Annotated in this window: 20 protein-coding genes and 1 pseudogene; 7 read left to right on the plus strand and 14 right to left on the minus strand. The window is 70.0% G+C overall.

From position 1 onward, the window contains the following. The first annotated feature begins 168 nt into the window (after positions 1-168). Positions 169-429 carry a hypothetical protein gene (locus ABZ664_RS27865; protein WP_362516018.1) on the plus strand — a complete coding sequence of 87 codons (261 nt, stop codon included), beginning with the start codon at positions 169-171 and terminating at the stop codon, positions 427-429. Positions 430-565: 136 nt separating this feature from the next. On the opposite strand, the gene ABZ664_RS27870 is transcribed toward ABZ664_RS27865, so the two are convergent. The 4 genes and pseudogenes from ABZ664_RS27870 to ABZ664_RS27885 form a co-directional block, all read right to left on the minus strand. Next, the gene (locus ABZ664_RS27870; RefSeq protein ID WP_362516021.1) at positions 566-1,393 is read right to left on the minus strand and encodes an isocitrate lyase/phosphoenolpyruvate mutase family protein; all 828 of its coding nucleotides are present in this window, start codon (positions 1,391-1,393) and stop codon (positions 566-568) included. 261 nt (positions 1,394-1,654) lie between these two features. Further along, positions 1,655-1,999 (minus strand): RNA polymerase-binding protein RbpA, encoded by a 345-nt coding sequence (locus tag ABZ664_RS27875; protein ID WP_350948341.1) that lies wholly within the window; start codon positions 1,997-1,999, stop codon positions 1,655-1,657. Between the two features lie 147 nt (positions 2,000-2,146). Further along, positions 2,147-3,523 (minus strand): annotated as a pseudogene (locus tag ABZ664_RS27880) (MFS transporter); the annotation flags it as partial. Between the two features lie 72 nt (positions 3,524-3,595). Beyond that, positions 3,596-4,393 carry a glycerophosphodiester phosphodiesterase gene (locus ABZ664_RS27885; RefSeq protein ID WP_362516024.1) on the minus strand — a complete coding sequence of 266 codons (798 nt, stop codon included), beginning with the start codon at positions 4,391-4,393 and terminating at the stop codon, positions 3,596-3,598. A 286-nt stretch (positions 4,394-4,679) separates the two neighbouring features. On the opposite strand from ABZ664_RS27885, the gene ABZ664_RS27890 reads away from it, so the two are divergent. Beyond that, positions 4,680-6,368: a ubiquinol-cytochrome c reductase cytochrome b subunit gene (locus ABZ664_RS27890; protein ID WP_362516026.1), complete on the plus strand. Its 1,689-nt coding sequence runs from the start codon at positions 4,680-4,682 to the stop codon at positions 6,366-6,368. Between the two features lie 49 nt (positions 6,369-6,417). Here ABZ664_RS27890 and ABZ664_RS27895 read toward each other — a convergent pair whose 3' ends face one another. From ABZ664_RS27895 to ABZ664_RS27915, 5 genes are all read right to left on the minus strand, one after another. Beyond that, a complete protein-coding gene (locus tag ABZ664_RS27895) occupies positions 6,418-6,975 on the minus strand; it encodes a TrmH family RNA methyltransferase (RefSeq protein WP_362516028.1) in 558 nt (185 codons plus the stop codon). A 193-nt stretch (positions 6,976-7,168) separates the two neighbouring features. Then, the gene (locus tag ABZ664_RS27900; RefSeq protein WP_362516030.1) at positions 7,169-7,783 is read right to left on the minus strand and encodes a methyltransferase; all 615 of its coding nucleotides are present in this window, start codon (positions 7,781-7,783) and stop codon (positions 7,169-7,171) included. Between the two features lie 163 nt (positions 7,784-7,946). Further along, the gene (locus ABZ664_RS27905; RefSeq protein ID WP_362516032.1) at positions 7,947-8,894 is read right to left on the minus strand and encodes a VWA domain-containing protein; all 948 of its coding nucleotides are present in this window, start codon (positions 8,892-8,894) and stop codon (positions 7,947-7,949) included. Continuing rightward, a complete protein-coding gene (locus tag ABZ664_RS27910) occupies positions 8,891-9,916 on the minus strand; it encodes a DUF58 domain-containing protein (protein ID WP_362516034.1) in 1,026 nt (341 codons plus the stop codon). Before ABZ664_RS27910 ends, ABZ664_RS27905 begins: the two co-directional genes overlap by 4 nt. A 123-nt stretch (positions 9,917-10,039) precedes the next feature. Further along, positions 10,040-11,044, minus strand: coding sequence for a MoxR family ATPase (locus tag ABZ664_RS27915; protein ID WP_362516036.1), 1,005 nt, complete (start codon positions 11,042-11,044; stop codon positions 10,040-10,042). Positions 11,045-11,261: 217 nt separating this feature from the next. Between ABZ664_RS27915 and ABZ664_RS27920 the strand changes: the two genes are divergently transcribed. From ABZ664_RS27920 to ABZ664_RS27940, 5 genes are all read left to right on the plus strand, one after another. Then, positions 11,262-12,026, plus strand: a complete 765-nt coding sequence (locus tag ABZ664_RS27920; protein ID WP_362516038.1) for a hypothetical protein — start codon at positions 11,262-11,264, stop codon at positions 12,024-12,026. 283 nt (positions 12,027-12,309) lie between these two features. Further along, positions 12,310-12,912: a PadR family transcriptional regulator gene (locus ABZ664_RS27925; protein ID WP_362516040.1), complete on the plus strand. Its 603-nt coding sequence runs from the start codon at positions 12,310-12,312 to the stop codon at positions 12,910-12,912. A gap of 1 nt (position 12,913) precedes the next feature. After that, complete coding sequence (locus ABZ664_RS27930; RefSeq protein WP_362516043.1) at positions 12,914-14,314, plus strand: FAD-dependent monooxygenase; 1,401 nt, start codon at positions 12,914-12,916, stop codon at positions 14,312-14,314. Positions 14,315-14,481: 167 nt separating this feature from the next. Beyond that, on the plus strand, positions 14,482-16,140 hold the full coding sequence (locus ABZ664_RS27935; RefSeq protein ID WP_362516045.1) for a catalase: 1,659 nt from the start codon (positions 14,482-14,484) through the stop codon (positions 16,138-16,140). Positions 16,141-16,410: 270 nt separating this feature from the next. Then, positions 16,411-16,683 carry a WhiB family transcriptional regulator gene (locus tag ABZ664_RS27940; protein ID WP_362516047.1) on the plus strand — a complete coding sequence of 91 codons (273 nt, stop codon included), beginning with the start codon at positions 16,411-16,413 and terminating at the stop codon, positions 16,681-16,683. An 85-nt stretch (positions 16,684-16,768) separates the two neighbouring features. Here the strand turns inward: ABZ664_RS27940 and ABZ664_RS27945 are convergent, their stop codons facing one another. The 5 genes from ABZ664_RS27945 to ABZ664_RS27965 all read right to left on the minus strand — a co-directional run bounded on the left by ABZ664_RS27945 (position 16,769) and on the right by ABZ664_RS27965 (position 21,468). Then, the gene (locus ABZ664_RS27945; protein WP_362516049.1) at positions 16,769-17,707 is read right to left on the minus strand and encodes a DUF72 domain-containing protein; all 939 of its coding nucleotides are present in this window, start codon (positions 17,705-17,707) and stop codon (positions 16,769-16,771) included. A 105-nt stretch (positions 17,708-17,812) separates the two neighbouring features. Beyond that, positions 17,813-17,953 (minus strand): hypothetical protein, encoded by a 141-nt coding sequence (locus ABZ664_RS27950; RefSeq protein WP_362516051.1) that lies wholly within the window; start codon positions 17,951-17,953, stop codon positions 17,813-17,815. A gap of 528 nt (positions 17,954-18,481) precedes the next feature. After that, positions 18,482-19,249 (minus strand): DUF3152 domain-containing protein, encoded by a 768-nt coding sequence (locus tag ABZ664_RS27955; protein WP_362516053.1) that lies wholly within the window; start codon positions 19,247-19,249, stop codon positions 18,482-18,484. A gap of 259 nt (positions 19,250-19,508) precedes the next feature. Continuing rightward, on the minus strand, positions 19,509-21,191 hold the full coding sequence (ptsP, locus tag ABZ664_RS27960; RefSeq protein WP_362516056.1) for a phosphoenolpyruvate--protein phosphotransferase: 1,683 nt from the start codon (positions 21,189-21,191) through the stop codon (positions 19,509-19,511). Further along, positions 21,184-21,468 carry an HPr family phosphocarrier protein gene (locus ABZ664_RS27965; protein ID WP_362516059.1) on the minus strand — a complete coding sequence of 95 codons (285 nt, stop codon included), beginning with the start codon at positions 21,466-21,468 and terminating at the stop codon, positions 21,184-21,186. The genes ptsP and ABZ664_RS27965 overlap by 8 nt, the downstream gene beginning before the upstream one ends. Positions 21,469-21,501: the final 33 nt, after the last annotated feature.

Consider the following 21,501-nt stretch of genomic DNA (forward strand, 5'->3'; position numbering starts at 1 on the left):
GTGGTTCGGGTCGCGACTGGCTGATCAGCCAATCACTACGAGGGGAGCTCACCTTACAGTTCTTCGGTTGCGCATGGCCATAATGGGGTGATTACGAATGTCTAAACCAAGCACGTGGTGACTGTCTCGCTCACTTGACGTGAACATTCCAGGAGAGGAGACGGGCCGATGAGCAGGCTCGCCGGTCGAGGACAGAAGACGCCACCGCCTCCGGTATGGCCGGAGGACCGCTACGAGGTGGTCTGCGAGCGTGACGAGCCGCACGGCGGCACCCGCGACCGCTATCACTTCCCGAAGTACGCGGTGAACTCGGCGCACAGCCTGGAGACGGCCGGGCTCGCCAGGAGGGTGCGCGTGGTCAGGCTGTCCGACGGGGTGGTGATCTACGACCGCGTCAACGGCGTCGACCTGCCCGCCGACGATTGGTGATCGCCAACCCCTTCGGGCGGAGGCGTGAGGGGGCCCGGGTGCCAAGGTCGGAGGGCATCGGGCCCCGTGGGGACGGACGGGTCACGGGGCCCAGGGCCGTCGAGATCAGACGGTTACAGGGCCCGGCTCGTCGGAGTCAGGGGGTGGGAAGCTCGGGGGGATAAGGGCTCTCGCCGTCCCGGATCGCCGCGAGCATCCGCGCCGCGTACGCCCGCACGGCCTCGTGCAGGCCGTGGCCGAAACTCACGCGGGCCACCCCGAGGGCCGCGAGCTCGCCGATGGACGGTGTGCCGGGACGGAACAGGATGTTGATCGGCCCGTCGACACCCTCGACCAGCGCGCGAATGGCCCCCGCCTCGGCCACCAAGATCGGATAGACGCAGTCGGCGCCCGCCTCCAGGTAGCCGCGCCCCCGCCGCACGGATTCGGTCAGCCGCTCCTCGGGGCTTCCCGTCCCCTGCATGTAGGCGTCGACTCGGGCGTTGATCACCAGGTCCACGCCCGCGCCGGTCGCGGCACTCCTGACGGCGGAGAGGAAGGCGATCTGCTCGTCGATGTCGATCATCGCGCCCGTACGGGGGTCGGAGTCCTCCAGGTTGCAGCCTGAGGCCCCCGCGGCGACGAGCCGCTCGACCAGCTCGGCGGGCTCAAGCCGGTAGCCGCGCTCCATGTCGGCGGTGACGGGCAGGCCGACCGAACGGCTGATCCTGGCGATCGCGGCCAGCATCTCCTCGACCGGGGTCTCCTCGCCGTCGTCGTAGCCGAGCACCGGGGCGATCGCGGCGCTGCCGGTGGCGACCACCGGGAAGCCCGCCGCCTCGACCGCACGGGCCGACGCGGCGTCCCAGACGTTGGGCACCACCAGCGGACGGCCAGGTACGTGCAGCGCCCGTAGCGCCGTGGCTTTCTCATGGGCCGTCGTCGGCGCGGAACCGCCGGTGTCCTCACTGGTCGAAATGGTCATGGAAGCGACCCTAGCCGGGAAGTGGATCAACCTTAAGGACCAATTCCCAGCCAATCGGTTAGGCCACTTCACCTCGCTCACCGCCAGGAAGAGCCGGACGACCCTCGAGGCAGGGACGCTCTTTCCGAGCGGGAGGGCGAGGCTCTTGGGAGCCTCGGGGGCGAGTGAGGGGAAGCGACGGTCAGAGGGAGAACCCAGGGATGGGAAAGAACGGACCCCCGGCCCTCGCGGGGCCGGGGGTCGCCGACTCTCCGAATTCGGTCAGGCGCTCTTGCGGCGCTGGGCGCGTAGAATCGCCAGGCGCTCGTTGAGCACCTCCTCCAGGTCCTCGATCGTGCGGCGTTCCAGCAGCATGTCCCAGTGCGTTCGCGGGGGCTTGGCCTTCTTGGCCTCGGGCTGCTCGCCGTCCACCCGGAGGGCGGTCGCGCCGCACATGCGGCACTCCCAGGTCGCCGGGATCTCTGCTTCAGCGGCAAGCGGAACGTCGAATCGATGGCCCTTCGGGCAGGTGTAGGACACCTCTTGGCGCGGGGCCAGATCGGTGTTGCGGTCGTTCTCGTAGCTGGTCGCCCCGAGTCTGGTGCCGCGTAGCGCACGCTCGCCCATGTCTGAATGCCTCCTGAGGGCCCCGTCGTGAGGGGTTCGTCTCCCACGGCGTACAACGCTTGGTACCGTGTGTGGATTCCCACAGACAGGGTGATCCAATCGCACGTTCTTGACCCGGTCTGCGAAGGACCCTTTTTTCTGGGGTTCTCAGATGCGTTCCGGCACCTGGTTTCCGGCCGCTCTGATGGCCTTGGGCAGGTTGATGAGGGCGAGCAGCACGAAGCCGAGCACGAAGAAGATCACCAAAGAGATGATTCCCAGGCGATAGCTGTCGGTCAGCTGGAGCGCCAGGCCGAGGGTGAACGAGCCGAGGAACGTCGAGCCCTTGTCGCTGATCTCGTACAGGCTGTAATACTCCGCCTCCTTGCCCTTCGGGATCACGTGGGAGAACAGCGATCGCGACAGGGCCTGCGTCCCGCCCATCACGATCGCGATGGCGAACCCCAGCGCGAAGAAGGGCAGGGCCGCGCCCTTGGGCAGGAAGTAGGCCACGGCCACCACGGCGATCCAGGCGATCAGCGCGGCCATCACGACCCGCTTGGCTCCGTAGGAGGCGGCGAGCCTGCCGAGCAGCAGGGCGCCGAAGAAGGCGACGAACTGCACCATCAGGATTGCCGCGATCCGTACGGTCTGGTCCAGCCCGAGCTCCTTGTCGGCGTAGGTGGCCGAGAAGGAGATGACGGTCTGCACGCCGTCGTTGTAGATCAGATAGGCGACGAGGAAACCCAGGGTGAGCGGGTAGCGCCGTAGCTCCCTGATCGTGCGGCCCAGCTGTCGGAAGCTGCCGGTCATGACCTGGCCCACGTTCTCCGCGCCCGAGGGGAGCGCCCGCCGGTTGCGTAGCCGCAGCAGCGGGATGATCGTGAACCCGCCCCACCACAGGCCCGCGGACGACAGGGCGATGCGCACCGCCTCGCCCTCGGTGATGCCGAAGGACTTGTGATAGAGGAACAGGGCCAGGTGGACGGCGAGCAGCAGGCCACCGCCGAGATAGCCGAAACCCCATCCCCTGGCGGAGACCTTGTCGCGCTCGTCCGCCGTGGCGATCTCAGGCAGGAACGAGTTGTAGATCACGAACGCGGCGGCGAAGGCGACGCTGGACACCAGGAACAGCGCGCCGCCCAGCAGGTAGCGTCCGTCGGCGACGAACCAGAAGCAGACGGTCGCGCCGGCGCCGAGGTAGGCGAAGAGACCGAGGAGCTCCTTCTTCCTGCCGGTGTGATCGGCCAGTGCGCCCACGACGGGCATCAGGATGATCTGCAGGATGGCCGCGAAGCCCACCACGAAGGAGTAGTAGGCGCTGGGCCGCACGTCGAACCCGATCACGTCCACGTACGGGCGTCCCTGGGCGGCGGTCTCCGCGATCGTCGTCAGGTACGGGCCGAGGAAGACCGTCAGGATGGTGGTCGGGAAGGCGGAGTTCGCCCAGTCGTAGAAGTACCAGCCGCGCTGCTCGCGGCGGCGGGACTGGGGGGAGTCCTCGACGACCTGTTCTGAGGTCATGGGCGGTCCTCGGTCTTTCGGGGGCGGGGGAGGCGGGGAGAGGAGAGGGGATAGAGGGGATGGAGGGGATGGCGGGGATGGCGGGGATAAGGGTTACGCGGCGAGACGGCCCGGATACCACTGGCCGCGAGACTCCAGCACGCCGCGCAGCCCCGAGATGTTGTCGGTCATCAGCCCGTCCACGCCGAGGTCGAGCAGGCGTTCCATCACCCCGGTGTCGTTGACGGTCCACACGTGGATCTGCATGCCGAGCGCGTGCACCGTGCGGATCAGGGCGGGCGTGGTGATCCGCAGGCCGCGGAAGCCGACCGGCACCTGCGCGCACGGCACCCCGGCGCGGGCCAGGCGGGCGAGCAGGCGGCCGTAGCCGGAGGTGGAGGCGGCGGCGCGCAGGGTCGCCACGCCGCGTGGGCCGAGCGATGAGCACACGTCAAGGCCGATCGCGGCACGGGCCCTGGCGAGCCGCTCCTCCGAGAAGGAGGTGAGGCAGATCCGGTCGTGGGAGGCGGTCCGCCTGACCGCGGCGGCGAGCGGCCCGATGGCCGCCGACTCCTTGACGTCGATGTTGAAGCGCGCCTCGGGCCACGAGCCCAGCAGGTCCTCCATCAGCGGGATCTCGTCCACGCCGCCGATCCGCGCCTCGCGCACCAGCCGGTACGGCAGTTCGGCGATCCTGCCCCTGCGGTCGGTCACCCGGTCCAGAGTGTGGTCGTGGAAGGCGAGCAGCACGCCGTCGGAGGTGGCGTGCGCGTCGGTCTCCAGATACGTGTAACCGAGTTCGACGGCCCGTTCGAAGGCGGGGAAGGTGTTCTCCCTGCCCTCGGCGGCACCACCCCTGTGCGCGAAGGGCAGGGGGCCGGGATGGTCGAGGAAGGCGTAACGGCGTTGCACGTGCAGGAGTATGCCCCCTGCGGGCCGGGCACGTCATCGCGGGCAGGTGAACGTTTGGATCACAAGGCCCTGAACGGGAGGGGATGGGCGGAGTGGGACGGAGGGCGTGATAGCGGCCGAGCGGCGCCGACCTGACCCGGGGCGGGGCTTTGCCTTGACCTGCCCATCGCCGTGGATGATGGAAAAACACCTGGTTGCCCACGGTGTGTCTCGCCGTTACGCCCAGTTTTTCATTCTTCGGGGGCAGGTGGCGTCGAGGCCCCGGTTGTGAGAACGGAGGCCGCGCATGAGCACGGGAAGCACTCTCGGACGGCCGGCGCGCGTGGGCGTGTTCCTCGACGATCGCCTCGGCGCGGCGGCATTCCTCAAGCGGAACATGCGGAAGATCTTTCCCGACCACTGGACGTTCCTGCTGGGCGAGATCGCTCTCTACTCGTTCGTCATCCTGCTGCTGACCGGCACGTTCCTGACGTTCTTCTTCAAGCCCGGCATGAACGAGGTCGTCTACAGCGGCTCCTACTCGCCGCTCAAAGGCGTCACGATGTCCGAGGCGTACGCCTCCTCGCTGGACCTCAGCTTCGACGTGCGCGGCGGCCTGCTGATGCGGCAGATGCACCACTGGGCGGCCCTGCTGTTCATCGGCGGCATGATGATCCACATGCTGCGGGTGTTCTTCAACGGCGCCTACCGCAAGCCGCGCGAGCTGAACTGGCTGATCGGCGTCGCCCTGCTGGCTCTCGCGCTGTTCGAGGGCCTGACCGGCTACTCCCTGCTCGACGACCTGCTCTCCGGTGCCGGTCTGCGGATCACCGCCGGTGTGGCGCAGTCGATGCCGGTGGTGGGCACCTGGCTCAGCTTCTTCCTCATCGGCGGCGAGTATCCCGGCCAGGACGTCATCGCGCGCTTCTACTCGATCCACATCCTGCTCATCCCGGCCGTACTGCTGGCACTCATCACCGCCCACCTGATCCTGACGTGGGTGTTGAAGCACACGCAGATGCCGGGCAAGGGCCGCACCAACGACAACGTGGTGGGCGCGCCGACCTACCCCTCCTTCATGATCAAATCAGGCGCCTACTTCATGTTCACCTTCGGCGTCGTCGCGCTGCTGGGCACCTTCGCCCAGATCAACCCCGTCTGGCTGTACGGCCCCTACACGCCGTCCGACATCTCGGCGGGTACCCAGCCCGACTTCTACCTGGCGCTCCTGGACGGCTCGCTGCGCCTGATGCCCTCCTGGGAGATCAACTTCCTGGGCTTCACGCTGCCGATGAGCGTGCTGATCCCGGCGCTGCTCCCTCTGGGGATCATCCTGACCGGCCTGGCGCTCTATCCGTTCGTCGAGCAGTGGGTCACCGGAGACCGCCGCGAGCACCACATCGTGGACCGTCCACGCAACAATCCGCACCGCACCTCGATCGGCGTGTCGGCGGTCACGTTCTACGGCGTCCTGTGGCTGATGGCCTCCAACGACGTGATCGCCTCGGTCTTCCACCTCTCGCTGAACAAGATGATCTACATTGGCCGGGTCCTGGTCTTCCTCGGCCCGGCCCTGGCGTACTTCATCACCTACCGGATCTGCCTGGGGCTGCAGCGTCGCGACGCCGACGCCCTCGGTCACGGCGTGGAGACCGGTGTGATCAAGCGCCGGCCCACGGGTGAGTACTTCGAGGTCCACGTCCCCTCCCTCGAATCCATCGAGGCCCAGGTCCGAGGCAAGGAGCCGGTCCCGATCCTCGAAGGGGCGGCCGAGGAGGGCGACGGGCACGGCGCCCCGCCGCGCGGAGGGAAGCACCACCCGCTGCGCGAACTCCGCGTCAGGATGAGCAGGGTGTACGGCGGCGAGAAGGTCCCGCTCGGCGACGGGGATCACGACGGCCACGACGGCCACGACGGGCGTGGCGGGCACGACGGGCGCGACCGCACCGGGCGCACGGCCGTCGGCCGGGGAACGGAGGAGAAGAGGTCGCCGTGACCGGCCGAGGCGGTTGCTCCTCGGGCGGCACCTCACCCGTCGAGGGCCGTTACTCCTCGGCGGGCACCTTGCCCGACCACTCCTGGCGGCGGGCCTCCGCGATCGCGATCGCCGCCGCCACCGCGACGTTGAACGACCCGACCCGGCCGACCTGAGGGATGTAGCAGACGCCGTCGGCGGCCTCCAGCAGCGCGGGGGAGCAGCCGTGGTCCTCGCTGCCCACCACCAGGCACACGTCGCCGTCCAGCCTGGCCTCGGACAGGGGCACCGCGTCGCCGGTGAGTTCCACCGCCACCACCGTGAATCCGTCCTCCTTCGCCGCCCGTACGGCCTCCAGGACAGCGACCGGCTCCTCCCAGGCCACCAGCCTGTCGGTGCCCAACGCGGTCTTCTGCGCCTTGGGGTTGGTCGGCGGGGTGGCGTTGCCCGCCAGCCAGATCCGCTCCACGCCGAAGGCGGCGGCCGTGCGGAAGATGGAGCCGATGTTGAACGGGCCGGTCACCGACTCCAGGATCAGAGCCAGTCGCCCCTCGGTGTTCCTCCGCCAGGTGCGGTTGAGGCGTTTGACATCGGTCGGGCGCAGTTGCCTGCGCGGATTCGCCGTCATCGGATGTTCACCGTTTCTCGTCGTTCCTCGTTCGTTCAGGGTTCGTTCAGGGTTCGTTCCGCGTTCCGTCCGCGGTGACCGTGTCTCGTCGCGTCTCGCCACCTCGACGCCGCTCAACGCCGCGCAGCCGCCACCTGGTGCCATCCGGTGCCGGAACCCCCGGCGCCCCTGGTACCCGCCGGAGAACGGCCGCTCACGGCGCGGGGTCCGCCTCCGGGCGCGCCTCCACCCGGAGGATCCGGTACGAGGAGCGGGAGGCCACACGCTCGGTGGGCCAGCCCTGCTCGTTCAGCCAGCGCTGCAGGGAGTCGGAGCCCAGGTGTTTCTGGACGACCAGGTGGGCGACGCCGTCGGGGGTGAGACGCGACAGCCAGCGGGTCAGCATCTCGTGCATCGCGGTCTTGCCGATGCGGATCGCGGGGTTGGACCAGATGGCGGAGAACCGCACCTGTGGGGGGACCTCGTCGACATGCATCGACCTTACTTTGTCAAGGGAGGCGGCCCTGGCGTTTCTCGCGCACAACTCGACCGACCTGCGGTTGACGTCCACCGCCCAGACCGTCGCCTCCGGGGCACGCGAAGCCATCGTCAGCGCGATCGGCCCGTAGCCGCAGCCCAGGTCGAGCAGGTCACCGCTCGGTGGGGGAGGGGGGACGCTCTCCAGCAGGATCCGGGTGCCCTGGTCGACACGCTCGGCGGAGAACACCCCGCTGTCGGTCTCCAGCTTCAGATGAAGGTCGGGGAGCACGAGCGTGACCGAGCCGGGACGGCCCGCGGTCTCCGGACGCTCCTCGAAGTAATGTGCCACGTCGTAGAACGTTACCAACGGCGGGGACCGGCTCAGGGCGGCCACGACGCCGAAGGCGGCGGGACCACCCCGTACACCCGCTTCGCTCCCAGCCGGTCGGTGGAGGCGGGAGCGCCCGCCCTCACACGCCGCCCCAGCCGTACGTCCGCCCCGACGTGTGAGCTCAGGGGATCCGCGACCCCAGCAGCAGGGCCGCCCCGGCGGTCACCAGCCCGGCCAGGATCGCCGCCACCACGAACCACTGGGTGACCTCCTGGTTGACCGTCCGGTAGCCCAGCGAGGTGCCGATCTGCTCGTACACCTGCCGCAACTGGCTGCCCGACTCCGCCTCGTAGGCCCGGCCGCCGGTGCCGTCCGACAGGGTCTGCAGGGTGGCCTTGTTCACCGGCACGTTCACGTCGCGGCCGTCGATCGAGACCGTGCCGTCCTGGGTGCCGTAGGCGATCGTGGAGACCGGCACCCGTGAGTTCATCGCCGTCTCGATCGCCTCCGCCACCGAGCGGCCCGAGGTGTTGTCGCCGTCGGACAACAGCACGATCGCGGCCGGAGGCGGGTCGGTCACCGCCTGCTGGTCGAAGGAGCGCAGCGACTCCAGGGAGCTGAAGACCGCCTCGCCGATCGCGGTGCCCGCCCGGGTGCTGAGATTGCCGAGGGAGGTGCTGACCGCCTGGTGGTCGGTGGTAGGTGAGATCACGACCGAGGCGGAGCGGGCGAAGGCGACCAGCCCGACGTTGAACCGCTCCGGCAGGTCGGCGACGAACTTCTGGGCGGCCTCCTTGGCCGCGGTGATCCGGTTCGGCTGGACGTCGCCGGCCTCCATCGACAGCGAGACGTCCAGCGCGATGATGATCGTCGCGCGGTCGCGGGGGATGCGCACCGAGTCGGCGGGGCGGGCCGCCCCCACGATCAGGAGGCTCATCATGACGAGGAACAGCGCGGGGGCCACGTGCCGCCGCCAGCCGGGCCCCGCGGGGGACACCAGCGCCAGCAGGGGCAGGTTGGTGAACCGCAGCGCGTAGCGGCGCCGGGCGAACTGGGCGGCCACGTAGCCGGCCACGAGCAGCGCCAGCGCGGCGAACAGCCACAGCCAGACCGGAGAGAGGAAGGTCACCGTGTCGCTCCCGATCTTGGGGGCCGATGGGTCAGGTGTGCCATGCGACGCTGCCGCAGCACGAACTGGGCGATGTCGAACACCCAGTCGCGGTCGGTGCGCAGCACCAGGTGGGCCACCCCGCAGCGGCGCAGCGCCATCTGGTTGGTCATCCGCTGCGCGGCGGCGGCCTCCGCGTACGCCTGCCGGACCTTGGGGGTGAGCTGGATCTGGCGGTTCCTGCCCGTCTCGGGGTCGGTCATGTTGACCAGCCCCACCGGTGGCAGCTCCAGCTCGCGAGGGTCGATCACTTCGACGGCCAGCACCTGGTGGTGGGCGGCCAACCGGCGGATCGGCCGTTCCCAGGGCAGCTCCAGGCCGGGATCGAGGGTGGGCTCGGGGTCGAGGAAGTCGGAGACGATCACTCGAAGACCGCGCCGCCGCCGCGCCGAGGCGAGGATGTCGATCGCCTCGGCCAGGTCCGGGGCGTCGGCGACGGCACGGCCCCTGGGAGCGTCCATCAGCGAGTGCAGCAGGCCGTACAGGGCAGGGCGGCCGCTCCTGGCGGGCATCCGGTGGACGTACTCGTCGTGCAGGACGTAGGTGCCGAAGCGGTTTCCGATCCGGCCGGACAGGAAGCCGATCGCCCCGACGGCGGCCACGACCAGATCCCGCTTCTCCATGTCGGCGGTGCCGAAGTCCATGCTGGGCGACAGGTCCGCCAGGGCCCAGGTCTCCAGCTCCCGGTCGGCGATCAGGTCGCGCACGTGCGGGACGGTCGTGCGCGCGGTCACCGCCCAGTCCATCCGCCGGATGTCGTCCTCGCCGGGCACATAGACCCGGCTGTCGCCGAACTCGCTGCCCGGACCGGGCAGGAGCCCCTGGTGTGCCCCCTGCAGCAGCCCGTCCAGGCGCCGGACGATGGTGAGCTCCAGCCGCCGCAACGCCTGCTCGGCTGTGTTGGTTTGCGACGCTGTGTTGTTTTGCGACGCTTCGCGTCGCGGTTCGGCCGCTCCTATCCGGCTCCTTCCCTCGTCGCTCATCCGCTTCGCTCCTTCGCTCCTCAGTCCAGTCCCCGGCGCGGCCTCACGGCCCTCTTCGGTCCAGTCCTCGGCGGCCTCACGGCCTTCCTCGGCCCAGTGGCCTTACGGCCTTTTTCCGGGGGGTCATCGGGGGCCCTGGTTCCAGACGACCAGCGGGGGCGGTACCGCGGCGAGGATCTGGCGGACCACCTCCTCGGGGTCGATCCCGTCGGCCAGGGCGTCGAAGGTGAGCATCAGCCGGTGGGACATCACGTCCACCGCCACATCGCGCACGTCGTCGGGGAGCAGGTAATCACGGCCGCGCAGCAGTGCCAGGCCGCGCCCAGCGGCGACCAGGCCGAGGGTGGCCCGAGGGCTGACGCCGATCTCGATGTTCTCCTGCAGCTCGGCCAGGCCGTAGTCGGCGGGGGAGCGGGTGGCCATCACGAGCCGGACCACGTAGTCGGCGACGAGCTGGTGGACCGACACCTGGTCGGCCATGGACTGCAGCGCGGCCAGCCGTGCGGGGTCGAGCACCGCTCTGGGGGTCGGCGGTGTCACGCTCATCCGGTGCAGGATCTCCAGCTCCTCGTGGGCGCTGGGGTGGCTGACGCGGACCTTGAACAGGAACCGGTCGCGCTGGACCTCGGGGAGGGGATAGACACCCTCGGACTCGATCGGGTTCTGGGTGGCCAGCACGATGAACGGCTTCGGCAGGGGGTGGGTCTCCCCGGCCAGGGTCACCTGCCGCTCGGCCATGACCTCCAGCAGCGCCGACTGCACCTTCGCCGGGGCCCGGTTGATCTCGTCGGCGAGCAGGAAGTTGACGAACACCGGGCCGAGCTCGACATCGAAGGCCTCGCGGGAGGGGTGGTACACCCGGGTTCCGACGATGTCGCTGGGGACCAGGTCGGGAGTGAACTGGATGCGGGCGAACTCCCCGCCGACCACCGTGGCCAGGGTCGAGGCCGCCAGGGTCTTGGCCACTCCCGGCACGCCCTCCAGCAGGCAGTGACCCCGGGCGAGGAGTGCCACGAGCAGCCGCTCCACCATGTGTTCCTGCCCGACGATGACCCGCCGGACCTCGGCCAGGGCGTCGCGCAGCAATCCGGTGTCGGTCTCGCGCGGCAGTTCTTCGGCGACGGTCATGTCGGTATTCCATCAAATGAAATGGCGGCTCGCACGACGGGCTCGCTCCGTATTTCCTGACAGTGCTCGTAGGGGGCCCGCAGGGAGCCCGCAGCGGGACCCGGCGGGTTCGTGTACCGGGTCCAACCGCAGGTCCGGCGGGTTCCCGTTCGGAGTCCCGCCCGGTAGCCGATCCCGGTCCCCGTGGGGCGTGGTGTGATCGGCGGGGTGTGCTTTCATGTCAGACGTGGCCACTCCACTCCAGTACGGTGACCCGCCCCAGTTGGGGCCCTACGTCGTGCAGGCCCGTCTGCGCGTGGGACCCGCAGGTCTGGTCTACCTCGGGTTGGCGCCCGACGGCCGGGCCGTCTCGGTCGCGGTGTTGACCAAGGGGGCGGCGCTCGACCCGGCGGCCCGTGACCGTTTCGTCACAGGGGTCCGCGAAGCGACGGCGAGCCGTTCCGGCGTACGGAGCTGGATGGCCTGGGCGACGCGCACGCGTACCGCCGTGGCCGATGCGGTTCCGCAGGTGCTGGCGATGGACGGTGGGAGCGCCCCGTGGGTGGCCACGCCGTACGAGCCGGACAGGGCGGGGGCGGAGCGGTTCCTCGAAGCGGTGCTGGTCAGCGGCACGCTGATCGGTGAGCAGCACGGCCCTGACTTCGCGCCGCACTGGGTGGGCGACCGCTCCCCGGCGTTGCCCCCGCCGCCCAAGGGTGCGCCGCCGCCGACCGAGACCCGCCGGTCCGTGATCATCGCGGGGGTCGTGCTGACCGTGCTGCTCGTGCTGCTGGCCGTGATGGTCTGGCTTCTGCTGCGCAGGGAAGGCGATTTCGAGCCGTTGCCGAGGCCGCTGCCGCCCACGGTGTTCGTCCCGACCCCGCCGCCGGTCCCGGCGACACCCGAGCCCGGCGAGCCCACGCCGTCACCGTCGCCGAGCCAGAGCGGGACCGGCACGCCGGGCCCGGATCGGGGCGACGAGAACGAGGGCGAGCCGATCTAGGGAGGCCCACCCGGGGATGTCCGGCGGACTCCGGCCGGACGCGCCCGTCGAGTTCGAAGCGAGCCGGGTGGGTATCCGGATGGAGAGATCGCATGGGTCTTTCTCCTGGTGAGTGACCGTCTGGGCACGTTCGTTGCGGATGTCGACGGCGTATTCCGGTGAGGCGGGACGTCGAGTTCGAAGCGAGCCGGTGGACGTCCTCGTGTGGGATCCCTCCCGTCCTGCTACTCATTTACGAGTACTCATGTTTGACTATGCCCTCTACTCGTGTTTGAGTAGTCGCATGAGTAGTACGCGACTGTTCATCCTGGGGGCGCTGGCTCGCCGGGGACCGATGCACGGTCATCAGATCCGGCAGAGCGCGCAGACGGACCGGACCGAGTTGTGGACCGACATCAAGGTCGGCTCCCTGTACGGGGCGCTGCATCGCATGGAGGCCGAGGGCGTGATCGAGACGGTGCGCACCGAGCAGCAGGGCAATCTTCCGGCGCGGACCGTCTACGCGATCACCGAGGACGGTGTGCTGGAGCTGGAGTCGCTGCGTGAGGCGGCCCTGCGCGACACCCGGCTGCGGCCCGATCCCGTGGACCTCGCCCTTCAGCTCAGTGCCGACATGGGCGAGCGGGAGCTGAGGGCCGTCATCGAGGACCGTCATCGCAGGCTCATCGCCGAGCTCCAGAGCTGGCAGCGGCTGAGAGAGGCGGCCACCCCTCACCTCCGAGGCCTCGAACCGCTCGGTTTCGACCACACCCTCATCCGCCTGCGGGCGGAGATCGCGTGGCACGAGACGCTGCTCGAGGAACTGCCCCGGCTTCTCGGCGCCACCGGCGGATCCCCGGAGACGCCCTCCGGCGCCACCCCCGACGAAGACGAAGGAGGAGCCTGACATGCCCGCCGAACCACTCGACGTTCTCGTCATCGGAGGCGGCATAGGAGGGCTGGCACTGGCTCAGGCGCTGCTGCCCTCCGGCGTGAACGTCCAGGTCTACGAGCGTGCGGGCGAGGCCGCCGACTGGGTGCAGGGCTACCGCATCCACATGAACCAGATCGGCAGCCGGGCGCTGCACCGCTGCCTGCCACGCCCGCTGTGGGAGGCGTTCCTCGCCACCTCGGGTCACCCCGGCCCCGGCTTCGGCTTCCACACCCACCGGCTGCGCGAGCTCGTGTTCGTGGAGGAGGGCGTGATGACCGGCGGGGTCACCGACCCCTCCGGCGGCCAGTACGCGGTCAGCCGCACCACCCTGCGCAGGCTCCTGCTCGCCGGTCTGGAGGGCGTCGTCCAGCACGGTAAGACGTTCCAGCGCTATGAGACGAGACCGGACGGCAGGGTCACCGCCTTCTTCGCCGACGGCACCTCGGCCACCGGTGATGTGCTGGTCGGCGCGGACGGCGCCAACTCGCGCGTACGCGGGCAGTATCTGCCGGGGGCCCGTCGCGTCGACACCGGCGCGCTCGCGATCGGCGCCAGGCTGCCGCTGGACGACCGGGTTCGCGAGTGGCTGCCACGGAACCTCGCCGAGGGGCTCAATCTCATCCTGCCGCCGAGCGGGAGCGCGATGTTCACCGCGGCCTTCAACGGCAGGCGCAGGGCGGAGAGCCTTCTCGCCCAGGGGAGCGGCCTCGGTTCCATCCGCGGAGCCGGACCGGCCGCCGGGGAAGGGGATGGCGCCGGCCTGGAGACCGATCTCGCCGGGTTCGGGCTCGATCTGAGGGCTCTGGCCGACGATCTCCAGGACTACGTGCTGTGGGCCTTCGTCGCCCCTCGCGGGATCTACCCGGCCGGGACCGCGGACCTCGACGGCGGCGGGCTCAGGGACCTGGCCGGGACGATGACCTCCGGCTGGCATCCCGCCCTGCGCCGCCTGGTCGCCGAGGCCGACCCGGCCAGCGTCCAGTTGATGCCGTTCAAGACCTCCGTCCCCGTCGGCCGGTGGCCCACGACGGCGGTGACACTGCTCGGGGACGCCATCCACAACATGACTCCCGCGATGGGCTTCGGCGCCAACACGGCGCTTCGTGACGCCGCACTGCTGTCGAGCAGGCTGGTGGCGTTCCGGCGGGGCCGGGGCACCCTCGCGGAGGCCGTCGGCGGCTACGAGGCCCGGATGCGTGAGTACGGCTTCGGAGCCGTCCGTACCTCCGCGAGGTTCACGAATTTCATGATCTCCGGTAGTCCTCTCGTCCGGCACGGCGCGAAGGCCTGGTTCCGCCTGTGCGACGCCCTGCCGCCGGTCAAGCGGATGAGCTTCGGGCACCTGTGGACCGACGGCGCGACCGGGGAAGGGTAGGCGCGGCCGGGGGACGCTCAGGGGCGCGCCCCCCGTAAACCGTTGCTCTTTTTCGTGAAGATTTTTTCCTTTGTCGCTATAAAGCGCCTTATGTCGGATAAGGAGCCCATGTGTCGATATGTACTTGGCACGCCGAAGCGACCACGGCAGGGAAAGGAAACGTTGTCATGACGGATGTGTCGAGCATGGGCCCCCAGCCGGGTGATGACCGCCCGGTCCTGACCAACCGTCAGGGGCACCAGGTCTACGACAACCAGAACCAGCGCACGGTCGGCGCGAGGGGCCCGGCCACGCTGGAGAACTACCAGTTCCTGGAGAAGATCAGCCACTTCGACCGCGAGCGCATCCCCGAGCGGGTGGTCCACGCCCGGGGGGTGACCACCTACGGCTACTTCGAGGCCTACGGCAAGCTCGGCGACGAGCCGATCAGCCGCTACACCAGGGCCAGGCTCTTCCAGGAGGCGGGGAAGCGGACCGACGTGGCCGTGCGCTTCTCCACGGTGATCGGCGGCAGGGACTCCTCGGAGGCCGCCCGCGACCCACGCGGGTTCGCGGTGAAGTTCTACACCGAGGACGGCAACTGGGACCTCGTCGGCAACAACCTGGGGGTCTTCTTCATCAGGGACGCCATCAAGTTCCCCGACGTGATCCACGCGCTCAAGCCGGACCCGGTGACGTTCAGGCAGGAGCCCGGACGGATCTTCGACTTCATGTCGCAGACGCCGGAGAGCATGCACATGATCGTCAACCTGTTCAGCCCGCGCGGCATCCCCGCCGACTACCGGCATATGCAGGGATTCGGGGTTAACACCTACAAGTGGGTGAACGCCCAGGGCGAGACCCACCTGGTCAAGTACCACTGGATGCCCAAGCAGGGCGTGCGCAGCATGACCGAGGAGGACGCCGCCGTCGTCCAGGGGCAGGAGCTCGGGCACGCCACCAAGGACCTGCACGAGGCGATCAACCGCGGCGACTTCCCCGAGTGGGAGCTGCTGGTGCAGATCATGAGCGACGACGACCACCCCGAGCTGGACTTCGACCCGCTGGACGACACCAAGGTGTGGCCCGAGAACGAGTTCCCGCCCATGCCGGTCGGCAAGATGGTCCTGAACCGCAACGTGGCCAACAATTTCGCCGAGAACGAGCAGATCTCCTTCGGCACCGGGGTCCTGGTCGACGGGCTCGACTTCTCCGACGACAAGATGCTGGTGGGCCGTACGTTCTCCTACAGCGACACCCAGCGCTACCGCGTGGGTCCCAACTACCTGCAGCTGCCGGTCAACCAGGCCAAGAACGCCGAGGTGCGCACCAATCAGCGCGACGGCCTGATGACCTACCACGTCGACGGGCAGGGCGAGAACCCGCACGTCAACTATGAGCCGTCGATCACCGGGGGGCTCAGGGAGGGGCAGAGCCCCACCCACGACGAGCAGGGCCCGGTGATCTCGGGCAGGGTGACCCGCAAGCGCATCCCGCGTACCAACGACTACACGCAGGCGGGCCAGCGCTACCTGCTGATGGAGGAGTGGGAGCGCGACGACCTCGTGCGGAACTTCGTCGACCTGCTCTCCCAGGCCTCGCGCCCGGTTCAGGAGCGCATGGTCTGGCATTTCCTGATGGTCGAGGACGATCTCGGCCTCAAGGTCGGGGAAGGGCTCGGGATCAGCCCCGACGACGTCTCCCATCTGGAGCCGCTGGCGAGCCAGGACCTGAGCGACGAGGACCGTGAGCGGATGTCCAGACTGGGCAAGAACGGACCCCGCGAGGTGGAGGGTATGAAGATGACCCACTGCGTGCCCAACGAGCGGGCGCGGGCGGAGCGTTAGCGAACCGCCGCCGGGCCGGAGCGAACCGTACTCCGGCCCGGTGGGGCGAAAGGCGGTGAGCCGGTGCTCGGGGACGCTGTCCCGCGGGCGCGGGGAGATGATCCATCCGCCCTGGGAGCCCTCCGACCAGGACCTTCAGCCAGGGAGAGATCCTCGGTCAAGAAGGTCCGATTTTTCCGCTTAAAAGGTATGAATGCCATTACAGCGGGCACGCGATCCTCAATCCGAGACACCGACATCTGAGCCGTTCCCACTCCCAATTGGATCGCCATGCCTGTTAAGAGCAACGTCATTCCGATCATCCACTGGTCTCGCCGTTCGTCCTGCCTCAGCGAGGATCCCGAGCTGTTCTTTCCCGTGTCCTACGAGGGGCCGGGCCGTGAGCAGTATGAGCGCGCCAGGGCGGTGTGCCGCCTGTGCCCGGTGCGCGGGCGTTGCCTGGAGTACGCGTTGAACACCCAGCAGATGTACGGCGTGTGGGGAGGCACCACCCCGGAGGAGCGCAGGGCCACCATGGCCAGGGCGAGGCAGCAGGTCAGGTAGCGGTCTTCCTCGTCAGCCGGCCCGTCGGCACCGCCTGCGCCCCGCCTGCCCGGCGCACGGTCCGGTCCGCCCGGAGCCGCCCGGTTCACCGCGGGGTCCCCGGGCTCACGGTGCTCTCCGGCTCTTCGGCCTCCCCACGGTCCCCGGAATCGCCGACGAGGGCGCGGAAACGGGTGGCGTTGCGCTGGGAGTTGTCCGCGCAGCAGTTGTTGAAGAGCACATGGGTGACCTCGGCGCCCTCCGCGAGCTTCTCGACCCTCGCCGCCCAGCGGGCGAGCTCCTCCTCCGAGTACAGGTACGCGAAGCGCTCGTCGACGTTCTTGCTGGTCCACCTGTCGGAATGCCCGTGCATTCGTACCACGGCGAGGTCGGAGGTCGCGGCGAGGACCGGCGGGACCGACGAGGCGTACCCCTGGGGCATGTCGACCCCCACGTACGCGAGGTCGTGTCCGGCGAGAAAGGCGAGGGTGTCCTCGCGGTTCTCCTCGCTCATCCAGGTGCGGTCGCGGAACTCGACACTGACGCGCATCGGTGCGCAGCGCCGGGCGCATTCCAGGATGTGGCGCCTGTTGCTCTCTCCGATCGGGAACCACGGCGGGAACTGGAAGAGCACCGCCCCCAGCTTGCCGGCCTCGTGCAGCGGTCCCAGCGCGTCGAGGAACCGCCGCCAGACCTCGTCCAGGATCTCCGGTGGCACGTCTTTCGGGTAGAGGTTGCGCCCCTGCGGCGCGCCGAGGCTCTCCCGCAGGTCCTTGTAGAGGGAGGCGGGCCGGGTGGGGTGCCCGGTCAGCATGGAGAACGCCTTGACGTCGAAGGTGAAGTCCGCGGGGGTGCGGTCGCGCCAGGCCTCCACGGTGCTTCGCGACGGCGGATGGTAGTAGGTGGCGTCCACCTCGACGACCGGGAACCGCGTCGCGTAGTAGGCGAGGCGTTTCGCCGGGGTGGAGGCGTCCTCGGGATACCAGCCGGACTCCAGCAGTGAGCGGTGGGTCCACGAGGCCGTGCCCACGCAGATCCTGCCCATGTTCCCCGTCCTCCCTGACAGGCCCGGCGCATCTCCCACTCCCGGCGTTCCTCCGCCAGGTGACGGCCCCGGCCGGGGGTGCGGGGCCGTCGCGGCGCCGGGTTCCTACGGCTTCCCGCCGACGCCGCCGGCGAGTTCGCCCAGGCGTGCGGGACCTCCGGTGCGCGGCGACAGCGGCAAGGTGTCGGGCACGAACGGGATCAGGCCCGGCCGTACCAGCTGCTGCGGCACGAACGTCCCGCCCACCAATGCTATCCGGAATGCGGGCCAGTGCTCCGGCCTTCAGGCCGGAGGCGAAGGCCCGCGCGGGAGTGCCCGCTAGGGTGCGAGCGTGCCCTGACCTGAGCGGTTTCGCCGTCAGATCAGGGGCGATGCGGTAATGTGTTCGAGTCGCCGCCGGACGGGCGGAGACGCTAAACGACTGTGGAGGCCCGGTAAGACCACCGCTCGCGGTGGCTCAGGTCGACGAAGCAGGAAGCCTCAGAGGTGCCGCGTGAACGCGCGGTGCGGGCTGAATCCCCGGCCTTCAGGCAGGGGAGCGCGTCAATCGCATGCCTACCGGGTGCCCCGGGAGGGGGCGGTGAATCCCCTCCCGGTGACCGCTTTGCCATACGGGGAGCCGATCCGGCGCTGGGTGACCGCCGCGCCGGACCGGTGGGGGATCCGTCGTCCGCGCGATGCCGGACGCGACGGGCACGACACCGCGCCGCTACGGTGCCCATCGCCGTGCCCGAGATGCCCGCCGTGCTCGCCCTACGCGGGCGAGGCCGGGGGTCAGCGTCGGGGGGACGGCCAGGGGTTGGGACGGCAGCCGTGCAGGGACTTGGTCTGCTGGAGCATCACCGGTGCCCGCCGGCCGCGCCCCGGGCAGGACACGTGGCCGTGGCCGAGACCGTGGCCGACCTCGTGGCTGATCACGTACTCGCGGTAGGAGGCCACGTCGCGGCCGTAGCCGCGCGCCCCGCTGTTCCAGCGGACCGCGTTGATGACCGCGCGCTCGCCGTTCCAGCAGGAGAGCGCGCCGTTGGTCCGCATCGGCAGGCATCGCCTGTCGGTCGTCCGCGGGCTGCTCAGGGAGACCCTGATGCTCGCCGGGCCGCGGGTCACCCGCTTGAACCGGTATCCCCAGCCGCGCCGGTCGTTGAGGATCCGGTGCACCTCGGCGGCGAACTCCTCCGCCTCGAACGGCAGGCCGCGCTCGACCTCCACGATGTACCGGACCACCTTGCCCTTCCTCCCCTTGGGAGGGGCGGCCTCGCCGGGGGCGACGGCGTAGCGGCCTTTGGCCGACCGGGGCACCTTCATCCTCAGCGGCTGCTGGCGGCCGTTGGCGAGCAGGAGCGGCTCCTTGGCGGGTGACAGGGGCGCGGCCGTGTCTTGCGGCTGAGGCGGCGGGGTCGGCGTCTGGGGAACCACCGGTATGCCGGGCGGGGCGGCGTCGGGGAGAGGTGCGGGCCTGTCGGGAACGGGGTCGAGGCGACCGCTCAGCACCGTGGCCCCACCGGCTGTGAACGTGACCACGATGCTCAGCGCGAGAAGCAACAGAACGGTCTTAGGGTCACGTTTCTTTTCGTTCCTGGACATAGACCGTAAACCCTATTGCCCCCTGGAGGTAACTCATCAAATCAGGAGCAAATCCATCATATGCAGCCAGCCCATGGGCATTTCGGGGCATGCCAACGGCGACCGCACGTATGCGGTCGCCGTTGGATCAGAGGGTCGCGGACTTAGCGGGATCCGCGTGGACTCAACAGATGGATCGCTGCCGGTGCCGTGGCCCGGCCCTGAGCGGGACGGGATCTCACCGGCCCGAGGCGATCGTCTTCCTGGCCTCCGCCGGATCGTCGGTGGCCAGGGCGATCCGGGCGTTCTCGCGGCACCGCTCCAGGGAGTGGGCGGCGAGACTCTCCCGTACCGCGGGGACGCCGGGCGCGGACATCGACAGGCTGGTGACCCCCAGCCCGACCAGGACCGTCGCCAGGAGCGGGTCGGCCGCCGCCTCGCCGCACACGCCGACCGGCTTGCCCGCCGCCTGCCCGGCCGCCGCGCAGTCGGCGATCAGCTGGAGCAGCGCGGCCTGCCAGGGGTCGAGCAGGTCGGCGAGTTCCCCGTGCTGGCGGTCGGAGGCGAAGGTGTACTGGCTCAGGTCGTTGGTGCCGATGCTCAGGAAGTCGAGCTCCTCCAGCAGGCGTCCGGCGCGCAGCGCGGCGGCGGGAACCTCGATCATCGCCCCGACACGCGCGATGCCCCGGGCGCGTGCCCGCGCGGCGAAGTCGGCGGCCTCGGCCACCGTCGTCACCATCGGAGCCATCACCCACGCCTCGGCCCCGGTCGTGCGGGCGGCCTCGGCGATGGCGTCGAGCTGGGTGTCGAGCACCTCCGGCCTGACCCGGGAGACCCGAAGTCCCCGGATGCCCAGCGCGGGGTTGGTCTCCTCGGCCAGTCCGAGGAACGGCAGCGGCTTGTCCGTGCCCGCGTCGAGGGTGCGGACCACGACGTGCCCGCCGCCGGGTGCGGCACGGAAGACCGCGGCATAGGCGGCCACCTGCTCCTCGTAGGTCGGCTCCTCGCGCCGGTCCAGGAAGAGGAACTCCGTGCGGAACAGCCCCACCCCCTCGGCGTCGAATCCCCCGGCCCCCTCCGTGGAAGGAGCGTGGCCCGAGGGGGTGAGGTCGGCCGCCGAGCCGACGTTGAGCAGCAGCTTGACGGGGTGGCCGTCGGAGGTGCGCCCGGGACCACGGCTGGTGGCCTTCCTGCGGCGGTCGTCCTCGGCCCGGCGCTGGACCGCGGTGGCGGCCTCCTCGCCGATGCCGACCTCCACCTCGCCCAGCTGGCCGTCGACCGAGATCCACGTCCCCTCGCCGATGTCGTCGGCTCCCCGGCAGGCGACCACGGCGGGCAGGCCGCGGGCGCGGGCGAGGATGGCGGTGTGGCTCGTCGGGCCGCCCTTCTCGGTGACGAGGGCGAGAACGGACCCGGGGTCCAGGTTCACCGTGTCGGCGGGGGAGAGATCCCCGGCGACCAGGACGAACGGATGACCGGGGTCGGGCACCCCGGGGACGGGCAGGCCCAGCACCGCCGCCACGGCCCGGTTGCGGATGTCGTCGAGGTCCGCGGCGCGTTCGGCGAAGTAGCCGCCCGCCTCCAGCAGCGCGCGCCGGTGATGGGCGCAGGCCTCGTCGACGGCGTGCGCGGCGTTCCTGCCCGACCTGACGCTCGTCTCCACGGACTCGTGCAGGCCGGGGTCGTCGGCGATGAAGGACTGCGCCTCCAGGATCGCCTTCGCGTCGGCGTCGGGCGCCTTCTCCGCACGCGCCGCCAGCTCTGCGGCCGTGGCCCGCAGCGCGTCCAGCGCCAGGCCGAGCTCGGCGTCGGCGTCGGTCACGGGGGAGGGGGCGGGCAACTCCGGCGGGCCCGCCATCCGGCAGACCCGTCCGGCGGCCCGGCCCGGGCTCACGCCCAGGCCACTGAGCGTCTCAGCCACGGGAGTTCTCTTCGGCGTCGAGGTCACGGGCGAGCAGTTCGGCGAGGGAGTCGAGCGCCTCGTCGGCTCCCGGTCCCTCTGCCTCGAGCGTGACCTCCGTGCCGTGCGTGGCGCCCAGTGCCAGTACGGCGAGCATGCTGTTGGCCGGTACGGGTTTGCCCTCTCCGACGCGGATGCGGACGGGCACCCCCTGCTTGCCCGCGGCCTGCACGAAGATCTTCGCGGGCCGGGCGTGAAGGCCCGTGCTTGAGGCGACGACCACTGTCCTCTCCGGCATCTCCGGTCCTCCTTCTGCGCTTTGTGCGCGTTC

The sequence above is a fragment of the Streptosporangium sp. NPDC006930 genome (genome assembly GCF_040635605.1).
Taxonomy (GTDB): domain Bacteria; phylum Actinomycetota; class Actinomycetes; order Streptosporangiales; family Streptosporangiaceae; genus Streptosporangium.